We start from the raw sequence: 12907 nt of genomic DNA, 5'->3' as shown, positions 1-12907 counted from the left end.
CCAGCTTCCCCGGACAATCCGCACATTCTGATTTGCCGTATGGAAGCTTCCGATCCTGACCCACGCCCCGGGGCGCCCCCTGCCGCACCGGGACGCCGGCCATTCGCCCTGCCAGGCTGCATGCAGGGGTATCCTTGTTGCAAGACCAGGACCGGATGCGCTGGCGGCCACGCTGGCAGGACGCCGTTCAGGACATGCCATGACAAGACCCCCCGACGACCCGCAGCAACCTGCCGGAAGCGCACCTCGCCCAGATGCTGGCGAGCCATCGGGCGGGCGTTCGCACGACATCCGGGCCGACTTGCTGCCGGATGTGCCTTACCAGACCCTGGTGGACTCCGTGCAGGACTACGCCATCTTCACGCTTGACGTCGGCGGCCATGTCTCCAGCTGGAACAAGGGTGCGGCGCGCATCAAGGGCTATGCCCGCGAAGAAATCCTGGGCAAGCACTTCTCGCAGTTCTACACGCCGGATGCGATCGCCCGGAACTGGCCGCAAGCCGAGCTGAAGGCCGCGGCCGAACAGGGCCGGTTCGAGGACGAGGGGTGGCGCGTGCGCAAGGACGGCAGCCGCTTCTGGGCCAACGTCGTCATCACCGCCCTGAAGGACGCCGAGGGCCGGCTGATCGGCTTCGCCAAGGTCACGCGGGACATGACCGAGCGGCGCCGTGCCGCCGAGGCCCTGCGCCAGAGCGAAGAGACCCTGCGGCTGCTGGTGGAGGGGGTCAAGGATTACGCCATTTTCATGCTCGATCCCGACGGCCATATCGTCAGCTGGAATTCCGGTGCTACTTATATCAAGGGCTACCGCCGCGACGAGATCATCGGCCGTCATTTCTCGGTGTTCTATCCGCACGAGGATGTCGCCGCCGGCAAGCCGTCACGGCACCTGGCGCTGGCGCGGCGGGTCGGGCGCGTGGAGGACGAAGGCTGGCGCGTGCGCAAGGATGGCTCGCTGTTCTGGGCCAATGTCACCCTGACAGCGGTTTACGACGAGTCACGCACGCTGCGCGGCTTTGCCAAGGTGACGCGGGACATGAGCGAGCGCCGCCGCCGCGAAGAGCTGGAACGCTCCAGCCAGCGCATGAATGAGTTCCTTGCCACGCTTTCGCACGAACTGCGCAATCCGCTGGCGCCGGTGCACAGCGCGCTGGCGGCGATGCGGCTGGCGCCGCAGGACGCGGCGCTGGCAAACCGGAGCCTGGCCATGATCGAGCGCCAGGTGACCCACCTGAGCCGGTTGGTGGACGACCTGCTCGACATCGGGCGCATCACCTCCGGCCGGATCGAGCTGCGCATGGAGCCGGTCGAGTTCAACGAGATCATCGCGCTGGGCGTCGAGGCCGCGCGGCCGGCATTGGATGCCAAGTCGCAGCGCGTCGACGTGCAGACCCATGCTGGCTCGATCCCGATGCAGGCCGACAAGACGCGGCTGGTGCAGGTCATGCAGAACCTGGTGCTCAATGCATCGAAGTTTTCGCCGCCCGGTTCGTCGGTGACGATCGCCACCACGATCCAGAACCGCACACTGCAGGTCCAGGTGATGGACCAGGGCCGCGGCATCGGGCCTCACGCCATCGACGAGATCTTCAACCTGTTCATGCAGGAAAGCCGCCCGGGCGCCGACGTGGAGGGAGGGCTGGGTATCGGCCTGTCGCTGTGCCGGTCACTGGTCGAGCTGCACGGCGGCACCATCGCTGCCGCCAGTGCCGGGCCGGGACAAGGCAGCACCTTCACGCTGCGCCTGCCGTTGCCGGCCTCGCGCAAGGAAGACGCCCGCCCGGGCGCCGCACTGCCGGCCCAGGGTCCGGTTGCGCCCGAGCTGCAGGCGCAGCGCATCCTGCTGGTCGACGACAACCGCGACGCCGCCGACAGCCTGGCCATGCTGCTGGAAATGTGCGGCCACGAAGTGACCATTGCCTACGACGGCGCCGAAGCCCTGCATGTGGCTCCGCGCTGCCGCCCGCATATCGCGCTGATCGACCTGGCCATGCCCGGCATGGACGGCTTCGAGGTGGTGCGCGCCATGCGCGGCGTGGCCGGCACCGAGCTGACCCGCTTCGTGGCGCTGACCGGCTTCGGCCAGCCGGCGGACCGGCAGCACACCGAGGCAGCCGGCTTCGACGCGCACCTGGTCAAGCCGGTGGAGCTGGAAACGCTGTTCGGCACCATCGCCCGGCTGCGCCAGCCGGAGTGACCCGCTCCGGCACCGAACCCGACCTTCGCCAATCCCAAACCCGCGCCTGCCGGCACTGCGACACACTGACGGCCATTCCATCGCACCAGATCACAGAAAGGAGACAGCGATGCAAGGTTGGATCAGGCGTGCAGCCGCGGGGCTGATATTTGCATGCGGGGCCGCGGCCGCCGGTATTGCGCTTGCGGACTATCCCGACAAGCCGGTGCGGCTGGTGGTGCCCTTCCCGCCGGGCGGCGCCACCGACCTGCTGGCGCGCGAAATCGGCAACGCGCTGTCGGCGCGGCTGCACCAGCCGGTGGTGATCGACAACCGGCCCGGCGCCGGCGGCAACCTGGCAGCCATCGCGGTGGCGCGGGCCCCGGCCGACGGCTATACGCTGCTGTTCGGCACCTTCGGCTCGCTGGCGGTCAACAAGAGCCTCTATGACAAGCCTGGCTACGATCCGCTGAAGGACTTCGCACCAGTGGCTTCGGTCGCCTACCTGCCCAACGTGCTGGTGGTGCATCCCGGCGTGCCGGCGCGCAATGTGCAGGAGCTGCTGGCGCTGGCGCGCAAGGAGCCGGGCAAGCTGACCTACGGCTCGTTCGGCAACGGCTCGTCGTCGCACCTGGCGGGCGAGCTGTTCACCCACCTGGCGGGTGTCAATATCACGCACATTCCGTACAAGGGCAGCGCCGCGTCGATGACCGACCTGATCGGCGGGCGCATCACCATGATGTTCGACAGCGTCTCGACCGCGCTGCCGTATATCCGCGACAACCGCGTACGCGCGCTGGCGGTGACCACGCAGAAGCCCTCTGACCAGCTCCCCGGCGTGCCCACGCTGGCCGCCGCCGGCGTGCCCGGGTACGAGCTGACCGCGTGGTTTGGCGTGGCCGCGCCGGCCGGCACGCCCAAAGCCGTGATCGACCGCCTCAACGGCGAGATCGTGGCGGCGCTCAAGCAGCCGGACCTGGCCGCCAGGCTCGCCAGCCAGGGCACCGTGCCCTTCCCGGCGACGCCGGCGCAGTTCGGCAGCTATATCCGCGCGCAGTACGAGAAGTGGGACAGCCTGATCAAGTCGGCCAATATCAAGCTGGACAACTGATGGCCTGAGTTCAGGCTGTGTCCGGCGCGCCGAAGCGCCACGACAACCGGCGCGCCGCCTGCCCCACCAGCGCGGCGGTGGCGCCTTCGGTGCGGCTGTCAAAGCTGCCGCTCGAGCCCATCACGGCGATCACCAGCGCCAGGCTGCCGGTGTGATCGAATACCGGCGCCGCCAGCGTGTCGATGCCCGGCACCGGGTGGCTCAGCGCATTGTCGAGCCGGGCCGCGCGCACCTGTGCCAGGCGCCTGGCATAGGCCGGCGCCAGCTTGCCGCCGGGTTCAAGCACTTCCGCCGCGGCGGCGCCGGCCATGCGCAGTTCGTCCTTTTCCAGCAGGCCCGCCAGCACGTTGGCTGGCAGGTATGCCGCGGCGGTGCGGCCAATCGCGGTATGGACCAGCGACAGCACCGTGCCCACGCGCAGGCTCACGTGCTGCGGCCGCGCCGATTCCTCCAGCCGGACCACCGTGGGCCCCAGCGGCCCCAGCACCGCCATGGCCACGCTCAGGCCCGTGGCGCCGGCCAGCTCCACCACCTCCGGTTCCGCCTCGCGCGTCGGCGACAGCCGCTGCAGCGCGATCAGCCCCAGTTCCAGCGCCAGCGGCCCGCACAGGTAGTTGCCCGCGGCGTCGCGCGCCAGCATGCCGGTCTTCTGCAGGCTGACCAGGTGCGGGAACGCCTTGGCCGGCGGCATGCCCGCGGCCAGCGCCAGGTCGCGCAGCGCCAGCGGCCGGCCGGCAGCCACCAGCGCCCCCAGCAGCTGGCCGGTGCTGTCCAGCGACTGGATGCCGCGCTGCGGCTTGCTGCCTTCCAGGTCTTGCTGGGCTTCTGTCGCGCGGGTCATGCCTGGCGCTCCTGTTCATCGCGCAGCGCGGCGCTGATGTCCGCCGCCGCGGCCAGCAGGGCCTGCGCCGCCGCGCCGCGCCAGTCCACGTCGATGGCGCCGGTCGATCCCACCAGCGTCAGCACCAGCCGCAGCACGCCAGCGGCGTCGAGCACCGGCACGCTGAGGCTGCTGACGGCCGGGCTGGGCGTGTCGATGCTGCGCTCGACGCCGCGCTCTCGGATCTCTCCCAGGCTGGCGCTGAAGGCGGCCAGGTCGGACCCGGTCGCGCCCGGCTGCTGCGCGCGCCACAGCGGCTGCCACAGTGCCGGCGGCTGGAAGGCACAGAACACGCGCCCGGTGGCCGTGGCGGCCAGTGCCATCACCGTGCCCACGTGCAGGTTGACATGCAGCGGCGCGCTGGCCGGCACATAGCGCACGATGGTCGGGCCCTGCGGCCCGGCAATGCTGATTGCCACGCTGAAGCCGGACGCCTGCGCCAGCGCATCCACCCGGGGCTGCGCGGCGCGCCAGGCGGCGTCCTGTTCCAGGTGCAGCATGCCCAGCTGCAGCGACAGCGGCCCGGGCTCGTAGCGGCCGGAGAGGTGGTCGCGCTTGATCAGGCCGAGCCGCGTCAGGCTGACCAGGTAGGCATGCGCCTGGGCCGGCGCCAGCTGCGCCGCCTCGGCCAGCGCGGCCAGCGGCATTGGCGCGCGCGCGGCGGCCAGCGCTGCCAGCAGGCGCCCGCCCACCTCCACGCTCTGGATGCCGCGCTGCGCCTTGTCGGCGCGCGCAGCGGGCTCGCCCGCCTGCGTTCCTGCTTCCCCAGCCTTGCGCCTGGCCATTGCCATCCTGTGTGATCGGAAAACCCGGATATTAATCGAACGCCTCCCCTTGCCGTGCACACAGGGGTTTACCCGAGTGACTATGACCTGCTTCCGATGGCGCTCGCGGCACGTCTCAATAATTTGTCATAGGCTAACCATTTCGCTATTGATTAATTTTCCAACGTTTCCTAAGATGGCACTACCCCGTCCGAACACGGCGACCCACGTCGTGGGACATCCACAGAAACGGGGGCGAGACAGCCCGCGCGGCCAGCGCAACGCAGCCACGTGCCCCGACCGGTGCCGTCTCGCCTCCCCACACAAAGGAAAGACGCCATGTCCAAGGCATTCGCATCGCAGGCCGACCTGGAAGCCAAGCAGGTCACCTTCACCCAGCTGTCAGAGAACGCCTGGGCCTACACCGCCGAAGGCGATCCCAATTCGGGCGTGGTCATTGGCGACGACGGCGTGCTGATCGTCGACACCACCGCCACGCCGGCCATGGCGCAGGACCTGATCGCCCGCATCCGCACCATCACCGACAAGCCCATCAAATACGTGGTGCTGTCGCACTACCACGCGGTGCGCGTGCTGGGCGCGTCGGCCTACTTTGCCGAGGGCGCGCAGCAGGTCATCGCCAGCCGCGGCACCTACGAGATGATCGTCGAGCGCGGCGAGGCCGACATGAAGTCCGAGATCGAACGCTTCCCGCGCCTGTTCGCCGGCGTCGAGACCGTGCCCGGCCTGACCTGGCCGACGCTGGTGTTCGAGAAGGAAATCACGCTGTTCCTGGGCAAGCTGGAAGTGCGCATCGCCCACCTGGGCTCGGGCCATACCAAGGGCGATACCGTGGTCTGGCTGCCGCAGCAGAAGGTGCTGTTCTCCGGCGACCTGGTCGAATACGACGCCGCCTGCTACTGCGGCGACGCCCAGCTGGAAGACTGGCCGGCCACGCTGGACGCGCTGCAGGCACTCGCCCCGGAAAAGCTGGTGCCCGGCCGCGGCCCCGCGCTGACCACGCCGGAGGAAGTGAACAAAGGCATCGCCTACACCAAGGACTTCGTCACCACGCTGTTCCAGGCCGGCAAGGAAGCCGTGGCCGAGAAGCTCGACCTGAAGGCCGCGATGGGGCACACCCGGCGCGCGATGGACCCCAAGTTCGGCCAGGTCTTTATCTACGAGCACTGCCTGCCTTTTGACGTCTCGCGCGCCTATGACGAGGCCAGCGGCATCCGCCACCCGCGCATCTGGACGGCCCAGCGCGACCAGGAAATGTGGGCCGCGCTGCAGGACTGACTTCCAAAAGAAAAAGTCGGGCAACAAGCTAAGGATGGAGACACAGGCATGAGCAGCATCGATTACCAGCGGCTGTCGTTCGAGTACCAGCCCTGCGCCGAACAACAGACAGGGGCCGCTCCGGCCATCCACCCGGTCGTCGTGGTCGGCGCCGGGCCGATCGGCCTGGCCACCGCCATCGACCTGGCGCAGCGCGGCGTGCGCGTGGTGCTGGTGGATGACGACTGCACGCTGTCCACCGGGTCGCGCGCGATCTGTTTTTCCAAGCGCACGCTGGATATCTTCGACCGGCTGGGCTGCGGCGAGCGCATGGTCGACAAGGGCGTGCGCTGGCACGTCGGCAAGGTGTTCCTGCGCGACCAGCAGGTCTACAGCTTCGACCTGCTGCCCGAGAGCGGCCACCGCCGCCCGGCTTTCATCAACCTGCAGCAGTACTACGTTGAAGGCTACCTGCTGGAGCGCGCGCAGGCGCTGCCCAATATCGAGATCCGCTGGCGCAACAAGGTGGTCGGGCTGGAACAGCGCGGCACGCCCGAGGCCGGCGTGGTGCTGACCATCGAGACGCCTGAAGGCTGCTACCCGCTGGCGGCACGCTACGTGGTGGCCGCCGACGGTTCGCGCAGCCCGATGCGCAAGCTGCTGGGCCTGGACAGCAAGGGCCGCACCTTCCACGACCGCTTCCTGATTGCCGATGTGAAGATGGAAGCGGATTTCCCGAGCGAGCGCTGGTTCTGGTTCGACCCGCCCTTCCACCCCAACCAGTCGGTGCTGCTGCACCGCCAGCCGGACAACGTCTGGCGCATCGACTTCCAGCTCGGCTGGGACGCCGATCCCGTGCTGGAGAAAACCCCCGAGCGCGTGATCCCGCGGGTGCAGGCGCTGCTGGGCAAGGACGTGAAGTTCGAGCTGGAATGGGTCAGCGTCTATACCTTCTCCTGCCTGCGCATGGACAGTTTCCGCCACGGCAATATCCTGTTCGCCGGCGATGCCGCGCATGGCGTGTCGCCGTTCGGCGCGCGTGGCGCCAACAGCGGCATCCAGGACGCCGAGAACCTGGCCTGGAAGCTGGCCTATGTGCTGCGGGGCCATGCCTGCGACAAGCTGCTGGACACCTACGCCAGCGAGCGCGAATACGCCGCCGACGAAAACCTCCGCAACTCCACCCGTTCCACCGACTTCATCACGCCCAAGAGCGCGGTCAGCCGCGTGTTCCGCGATGCGGTGCTGACGCTGTCCAGGCGCCATGCGTTTGCGCGCACCCTGGTCAACAGCGGGCGGCTGTCGGTGCCCGCGGTGCTGCAGGACTCGCCACTGAACACCGCTGACGACGCCCAGGGCTATGCCTGCAAGCTGGTGCCCGGCGCGGTCTGCTGCGACGCGCCGGTATCCGGCGCGCAGGGCGCGGGCTGGCTGCTGTCGCACCTTGGCGGGGACTTCACGGTGCTGCTGTTCGGCAACCCTGACGCCATCGATGCGGGCACGCTCGCCGACCTCGCCGCGCTGAAAGACAGCGGCGTGCCGCTGCAGCTGGTCTACGTGACCGACGCCGCGCAGCCGGCGGTGACCTGCACCAATGCCACCGTGCTGCGCGACGACGAGGGCCTGGCCGCCGCGCGCTACGGTGCCACGCCCGGCACCTGCTACCTGATCCGCCCGGACCAGCATGTCTGCGCCCGCTGGCACCGCCCCGACCCGGCCGCGATCCGCGCCGCGCTGGCGCGCGCCACCGGCGCCGACCTGCGCGCCCCGCAGCCCGGCCGCATGGCCGCCTGAGACCGGCCAGACCTGCACCGCGGAGACTCCCATGCCCAATACGCTCAACACCCAACCCAACCTGGCGCGCCCCGACGACTTCTACGAAGCGCTGATCGAGATGCACCGCGACCTCGACGAGGCGCAAAGCCAGGCCGCCAATGCGCAGCTGATCCTGCTGCTGGCCAACCATATCGGCGACCACGATGTGCTGCTGGCCGCCATGGCCGCCGCGCGCGAAGGCGTGACCGAAATGCCGGCCGCCACGCCAGCCTGACCTGACACAGGCGCGGCACCGCCGCGCCTGTCCTGTTCTTTTCCCAGCACCATCCCGGGCCAACGCGCGCAAGACGCGGCCCGCTGGCGGAACCCTCCGGCTGCCCGCCGCCGCAGCCACCACCGTACGGAGACAACGTTCATGAGCCATCCGGTCTCAGGGGATCTTTCGTCCCTATCCAGCCTGACGTCCCCCACCCTGCCCCCCGCCGCACTGGCTTCGCACGATGAAGATGCGCTCTACCGCAAGATCTGGCTGCGCATCATCCCGTTCCTGTTCGTCTGCTACGTGGTGTCATTCCTGGACCGCATCAACATCGGCTTCGCCCAGTTGCAGATGAAGCACGACCTGGGCTTCAGCGACGCCATGTACGGCCTGGGCGCCGCTGTCTTCTATGTCGGCTATGTGCTGTGCGAAGTGCCCAGCAACATGCTGCTGGCGCGCTTTGGCGCGCGGCGCACATTCACACGCATCATGGTGCTGTGGGGCCTGGCGTCGGTGGCGATGATGGGCGTCTCCACCCCAACGCAGTTCTATACGCTGCGCTTCCTGCTGGGCGTGTTCGAAGCCGGATTCTTCCCCGGCATCGTGCTCTACCTGACCTACTGGTTCCCGGCGCGGCGCCGTGCCGCGGTGATGGCGATCTTTTTTGCCGGCGTGGCGGTGGCGGGTGTGCTGGGCGGGCTGGTGTCCGGCTGGATCATGCGCGACATGGCCGGCGTGCTCGGCCTGCAGGGCTGGAAGTGGATGTTTGCGATCGAGGGTGCGCCCGCGGTGCTGCTGGGGCTGGTGGCCGCGCGCTGCCTGGTGGATGGCCCGCAGCAGGCCAGCTGGCTGACCGACGGCGAACGCGCCCACCTGGCGCGCGACACCGCCGCGCAGGCACATGCCAGCGGCCATTCGCTGCACGCATTGCGGCAGGTGCTGGGCAACCCGCGCGTGTACCTGTTCGCCTTTATCTACTTTTCGCTGACCTGTGGTTCGCTGGCGCTCAGCTTCTGGATGCCGTTGATGATCCGCGACTTCGGCATCACCGACGTGATGTCGGTCAGCCTGTATTCGGTGGTGCCCAATGCCGTGGGCGCGGTCGGCCTGATCCTGATCGCGCGCCATTCCGACCGCACCGGCGAGCGCCACCGCCACTTCCTGCTGTGCACGGCAGGCGGCGCGCTGGCCCTGGCGGCGCTGACGCTGCACCTGCCCAGCCTGGCGGTCATGCTGGCCATCCTGTCGGTGGCCGCGGTGCTGATCTTTGCCGCGCTGCCGGTGTTCTGGTCGCTGCCGCCCAGCTACCTGCCGGGCGCGGGCACGGCCGCCGGCATCGCCTTCATCAGCAGCATCGGCATCACCAGCGGCATCGTCAGCCCGTGGGTGATCGGGCAGATCAAGACCCAGACCGGCAGCCTGGACCATGCGCTCTACCTGCTGGCGGCGCTGCTGCTGGCCAGCGGCTTGGCCATGTGGCTGGGTGTGCCAAAGCAGCCCGCGCGGCCGGCCTGAACCGGGCTGCAGGCGTCTTCAAAACGGGAATGTCCGCACCCGCGGGGTGCGGCGTTCAGTGGGATCGGCCGCAGGGGATGACGGAGGCGATTTCCTCGCGCATCACCTCGACCACGTCGTCGATCTCCAGCCCTTCGGCCGTGACCAGCACATCCTGTCCGCGGCCGATCGCGTAGACCACGCCGCGCCAGCGGCCGGGCTCGACGGCCTCGCACAGGCGGATATTGAATTCGGTGTCCTGATCCTGGCTATACACCGTCACCAGGTCGCCCACCTGCGGAGTGCGCACCGCTTCTCCGTCGAACGCCCGCGCCACCACGGTCACCGGCGACTGCGTCAGCCCCCTGGCAAATCTTGCACGCATGGTCCGCTCCTCTTTTTGCGATCCAAGTCCAGCTTACAAGAGGCCCGCCAAATAACCAGGGATTTCCATCGGAAAGTGGAACCTGATGCCCTTTGCGCCTGTCAGACGGCGCCGGATAGACAGCGCGCACAGATGCGCCACAATGAAAGCACCGAGTGTCGAGGAGACCCACCATGGGCAGCAACATACACGTCGTGCCGCACGACGAAGGCTGGGATGTGATCCACGAGGGTGCGCGCTATGCGGAATCGCACCACGCCACGCAGGAAGAAGCGGTTGCTGCCGGCACCACGAAGGCGCAGCGCGAGCACGTCGAACTGCTGATCCACGGCCGCGACGGCCAGATCCGCTCGCGCAGCAGTTTCGGCCACGATCCCCGCAACGTGCCGGGCTAACGCGCCGCCGCCAGGACCCAACCACAGGTCAGTACATGCGCATGCCGCGGCCAGGGTGGGCCTCCGAAGCCCCGGCCCGCGCCACGCGCAGGTGGTTCACCAGGTCCTTCACGCCGAAGGTCTCGTCAGCAATATCCTCGATCCGGTACTTCTGCAGCCGGTCCGGCACACTGCCCTCCAGCGTCACCACACCTTGCTCGACCCGGACTTCGACATCGCTCAGGTCCAGCCGCGCGCTGCGCGAGAGCTGCTCGCACAAGTCTTCAAGAATGCGCTCGTCCGTGCGCTGGTAGTTGCGCGGCCCCACCGGCCGCGGCCCGCCCCGGTAGAGATCCATGCGCTCGTTGTAGCCGGTGAACTGGCGGTAGGGATCGGCCAGGCCCCGCGTGCGCGGCGCCGGCGCGTCCGGCGGCATGCGCTCCGGCCGCCATTCCCGCGCCCCGCGGCGCCCGCCAGACTCGCCCGGATCCACCGGCTCGTCATAGTCGTAGACCCCGTAGGCGCCCATATAGTGGCTGCGCATATCGGCTTCAGGCACGGCGCTCTCGTGCCATGGCTGGCCGCGCCAGCTGTCTCTGCGATCCATCGTCGTCTCCGCTTGCCCCGATTCGTCAGTCAGTCTGCGTCCCGCTACTTCTGCCGCGGCGGCACCAGCCCGCGGTCAGGCGCGCGCAATTCGCCCTCGCGCAACTGCCGCACCGCACACGCCAGCGCGCGCGCCACGTTGTCCACTTCGCCCTGTACGCCAGTGTCTTCGTCCAGCGCCACGTGGCTGGTGGCATAGGGCTCGTAGTAGCCGATATACCGGTCCAGCCGCGCCTGCGGGCCCGCATCGATCAGGCCCATCCAGTCCAGCCAGTCGGCCAGCGCGCGGCGCACGCCCTCTGTGCCGGCCACGTCGCCGTGCACCACCAGCCCGTAGGCGCGCCCGGACAGGTGCTTGGGATAGTCCCAGCCGGACAGCTCCATCGCCTTGGCGCGCACCACGTCCTTGCCATGCGTGCTGGTGGGGTCGGGATTGCCGCCGTCGGCACAGACCAGCCGGTCCATCATCAGCTTCAGCGGGCTGGCGGCCTGGTACCAGTACACGGGCGTCACGATCAGCACGCCGTGGCACGCCGCCCAGCGCGGATAGATTTCGTTCATCCAGTCGTTGACCTGGCCCAGCGCATGGTTGGGATAGCAGCTGCACGGCCAGTGGCACAACGGCATTGCCGTCGACACGCACGCCTTGCACGGATGGATGCGCAGGTCGGCATCTGAAGCGAGGAGGCTCAGGTCGAGCAGGTCGACCTCGACGCCGACCGCCTCCAGCCGTTCCCGTGCGCGCCCGGCCAGGCGCCAGGACTTCGACATCTCGCCCGGGCAGGTGTAGTCGTTGCGCGCCGCGGCGCACACCAGCAGCACGCGCGAGGGCGTGGCGGGATCGGCCTGGCGCTGCTGCGCGCTCCGCACGGCCTCGCTGGCGGCGCGCCACTCGTCGGAGAGCTCATAGTCCGGATCGGCATGGCCAGGCCCGGCCTTATGCGTCCGGGGTGCCTTGCGGCCTTCCTGATAGGCGTCCCAGGCGATGCGTTCGAGGCGGTCCAGCGCCTCATCCTCCTGCCGGTATGCGGGATCCGTGAAGCGCGCAAGAAAGCGCTGGCGGAAAGTGTCGCGCGGCAGCGAGGTGTTCACCTGGCCCTTGCGCACATCTTCCGGGTTACCGGGATGGCGCGGCGCACGCGGCGCATCCTGCGATGGCCGGGCTGGCTTGGGCGGCGGCTCGGGCATGACGGTCTCCGTTCGGGATGCATGTCCCGCAGACATGCAAGATGAGCGCCATCCCCGGGCGGCATGCATTGCGCGCGGCGCCCTGCATGGCGGCCGGCCGCGCGTGCAATTCGTTCGTTACCTTGTAAGAAATGCGGTCTCGGGCCGGCGGCTACGGGCTTGCCGGCGGCGTCCGGTACTGCTGCTGCAGCACGCGAAACAGCTCGTGGCTGACCTGCACCCCACGGTACTGGCGGCGCACCACGGCCCGCAGGCGCGCGCCCAGCACCTGCGCGCGCAGGGCCCGCGCATAGCGCCGCTGCACGGCGTGCTCGCGCTTGCTGACCGCTTGCAGGATGGACCTGTCCGAGCCGTGCTTGCCGATGGCGCGTCCAGTTGACGCAGCCGAAGCTGCCGGGGCCGCCGTCATGTCGGGCAGCTGCCCCAGGTCAAGCAGGCACGCCTGCAGCTCCCGCGCCGCTTGCGCAAACGCATTGGCGCGGCTGGTGAGCAGCGATTTCAGGTGGGGATTGGCCGCGGCCAGGGCTGCGCGGCGGCACCCAAGCTCGCCTTCGCGCGATGCCGCGATCAGCGCATTGAGCAGCAGGATCTTCTTCTTCGCCATGACACACCTGCC

At 68.9% G+C, this 12907-nt stretch carries 13 protein-coding genes; 7 read left to right on the top strand and 6 right to left on the bottom strand.

The features are described from left to right. Positions 1–199 precede the first annotated feature (199 nt). Positions 200–2197 carry a PAS domain S-box protein gene (locus RS901_RS26745; RefSeq protein WP_316157158.1) on the top strand — a complete coding sequence of 666 codons (1998 nt, stop codon included), beginning with the start codon at positions 200–202 and terminating at the stop codon, positions 2195–2197. Positions 2198–2306: 109 nt separating this feature from the next. Beyond that, the gene (locus RS901_RS26740) at positions 2307–3287 is read left to right on the top strand and encodes a tripartite tricarboxylate transporter substrate binding protein (protein WP_316157157.1); all 981 of its coding nucleotides are present in this window, start codon (positions 2307–2309) and stop codon (positions 3285–3287) included. Positions 3288–3297: 10 nt separating this feature from the next. Here the strand turns inward: RS901_RS26740 and RS901_RS26735 are convergent, their stop codons facing one another. Both RS901_RS26735 and RS901_RS26730 read right to left on the bottom strand, forming a co-directional pair. Then, positions 3298–4128 carry an IclR family transcriptional regulator gene (locus tag RS901_RS26735; RefSeq protein ID WP_316157156.1) on the bottom strand — a complete coding sequence of 277 codons (831 nt, stop codon included), beginning with the start codon at positions 4126–4128 and terminating at the stop codon, positions 3298–3300. Continuing rightward, positions 4125–4952: an IclR family transcriptional regulator gene (locus tag RS901_RS26730; protein WP_316157155.1), complete on the bottom strand. Its 828-nt coding sequence runs from the start codon at positions 4950–4952 to the stop codon at positions 4125–4127. The genes RS901_RS26735 and RS901_RS26730 overlap by 4 nt, the downstream gene beginning before the upstream one ends. A 318-nt stretch (positions 4953–5270) precedes the next feature. Here RS901_RS26730 and RS901_RS26725 point away from each other — a divergent pair, with 318 nt between their 5' ends. From RS901_RS26725 to RS901_RS26710, 4 genes are all read left to right on the top strand, one after another. Beyond that, positions 5271–6230, top strand: coding sequence for an MBL fold metallo-hydrolase (locus tag RS901_RS26725; protein ID WP_316157154.1), 960 nt, complete (start codon positions 5271–5273; stop codon positions 6228–6230). A gap of 48 nt (positions 6231–6278) precedes the next feature. After that, positions 6279–8003, top strand: coding sequence for an FAD-dependent oxidoreductase (locus tag RS901_RS26720; RefSeq protein ID WP_316157153.1), 1725 nt, complete (start codon positions 6279–6281; stop codon positions 8001–8003). Positions 8004–8034: 31 nt separating this feature from the next. Next, positions 8035–8259: a DUF2783 domain-containing protein gene (locus tag RS901_RS26715; protein WP_013953198.1), complete on the top strand. Its 225-nt coding sequence runs from the start codon at positions 8035–8037 to the stop codon at positions 8257–8259. Positions 8260–8400: 141 nt separating this feature from the next. Beyond that, positions 8401–9759: an MFS transporter gene (locus RS901_RS26710; RefSeq protein WP_316157152.1), complete on the top strand. Its 1359-nt coding sequence runs from the start codon at positions 8401–8403 to the stop codon at positions 9757–9759. Between the two features lie 55 nt (positions 9760–9814). On the opposite strand, the gene RS901_RS26705 is transcribed toward RS901_RS26710, so the two are convergent. After that, positions 9815–10123 carry a hypothetical protein gene (locus tag RS901_RS26705; protein ID WP_010814535.1) on the bottom strand — a complete coding sequence of 103 codons (309 nt, stop codon included), beginning with the start codon at positions 10121–10123 and terminating at the stop codon, positions 9815–9817. Between the two features lie 173 nt (positions 10124–10296). On the opposite strand from RS901_RS26705, the gene RS901_RS26700 reads away from it, so the two are divergent. Then, complete coding sequence (locus tag RS901_RS26700) at positions 10297–10518, top strand: DUF2188 domain-containing protein (RefSeq protein WP_316157151.1); 222 nt, start codon at positions 10297–10299, stop codon at positions 10516–10518. Between the two features lie 28 nt (positions 10519–10546). On the opposite strand, the gene RS901_RS26695 is transcribed toward RS901_RS26700, so the two are convergent. The 3 genes from RS901_RS26695 to RS901_RS26685 form a co-directional block, all read right to left on the bottom strand. Beyond that, positions 10547–11104, bottom strand: coding sequence for a BON domain-containing protein (locus tag RS901_RS26695; protein WP_316157150.1), 558 nt, complete (start codon positions 11102–11104; stop codon positions 10547–10549). Positions 11105–11148: 44 nt separating this feature from the next. After that, on the bottom strand, positions 11149–12291 hold the full coding sequence (locus RS901_RS26690; RefSeq protein WP_316157149.1) for a flavodoxin family protein: 1143 nt from the start codon (positions 12289–12291) through the stop codon (positions 11149–11151). 151 nt (positions 12292–12442) lie between these two features. Next, on the bottom strand, positions 12443–12895 hold the full coding sequence (locus RS901_RS26685) for a PA2169 family four-helix-bundle protein (RefSeq protein ID WP_316157148.1): 453 nt from the start codon (positions 12893–12895) through the stop codon (positions 12443–12445). Positions 12896–12907: the final 12 nt, after the last annotated feature.

Source organism: Cupriavidus sp. BIC8F, from assembly GCF_032465815.1.
GTDB classification, from domain to species: Bacteria; Pseudomonadota; Gammaproteobacteria; order Burkholderiales; family Burkholderiaceae; genus Cupriavidus; species Cupriavidus necator.
The sequence above is the reverse complement of the archived record's forward strand: the minus strand, read 5'-3'. Positions and strand labels throughout refer to the sequence as shown.

What these genes read in the sequence shown, in the direction of transcription:
- RS901_RS26745 (WP_316157158.1), top strand. Translation starts at nt 200, where the DNA reads ATGACAAGACCCCCCGACGACCCGCAGCAACCTGCCGGAAGCGCACCT.
- RS901_RS26740 (WP_316157157.1), top strand. Translation starts at nt 2,307, where the DNA reads ATGCAAGGTTGGATCAGGCGTGCAGCCGCGGGGCTGATATTTGCATGC.
- RS901_RS26735 (WP_316157156.1), bottom strand. Translation starts at nt 4,128, where the DNA reads ATGACCCGCGCGACAGAAGCCCAGCAAGACCTGGAAGGCAGCAAGCCG.
- RS901_RS26730 (WP_316157155.1), bottom strand. Translation starts at nt 4,952, where the DNA reads ATGGCCAGGCGCAAGGCTGGGGAAGCAGGAACGCAGGCGGGCGAGCCC.
- RS901_RS26725 (WP_316157154.1), top strand. Translation starts at nt 5,271, where the DNA reads ATGTCCAAGGCATTCGCATCGCAGGCCGACCTGGAAGCCAAGCAGGTC.
- RS901_RS26720 (WP_316157153.1), top strand. Translation starts at nt 6,279, where the DNA reads ATGAGCAGCATCGATTACCAGCGGCTGTCGTTCGAGTACCAGCCCTGC.
- RS901_RS26715 (WP_013953198.1), top strand. Translation starts at nt 8,035, where the DNA reads ATGCCCAATACGCTCAACACCCAACCCAACCTGGCGCGCCCCGACGAC.
- RS901_RS26710 (WP_316157152.1), top strand. Translation starts at nt 8,401, where the DNA reads ATGAGCCATCCGGTCTCAGGGGATCTTTCGTCCCTATCCAGCCTGACG.
- RS901_RS26705 (WP_010814535.1), bottom strand. Translation starts at nt 10,123, where the DNA reads ATGCGTGCAAGATTTGCCAGGGGGCTGACGCAGTCGCCGGTGACCGTG.
- RS901_RS26700 (WP_316157151.1), top strand. Translation starts at nt 10,297, where the DNA reads ATGGGCAGCAACATACACGTCGTGCCGCACGACGAAGGCTGGGATGTG.
- RS901_RS26695 (WP_316157150.1), bottom strand. Translation starts at nt 11,104, where the DNA reads ATGGATCGCAGAGACAGCTGGCGCGGCCAGCCATGGCACGAGAGCGCC.
- RS901_RS26690 (WP_316157149.1), bottom strand. Translation starts at nt 12,291, where the DNA reads ATGCCCGAGCCGCCGCCCAAGCCAGCCCGGCCATCGCAGGATGCGCCG.
- RS901_RS26685 (WP_316157148.1), bottom strand. Translation starts at nt 12,895, where the DNA reads ATGGCGAAGAAGAAGATCCTGCTGCTCAATGCGCTGATCGCGGCATCG.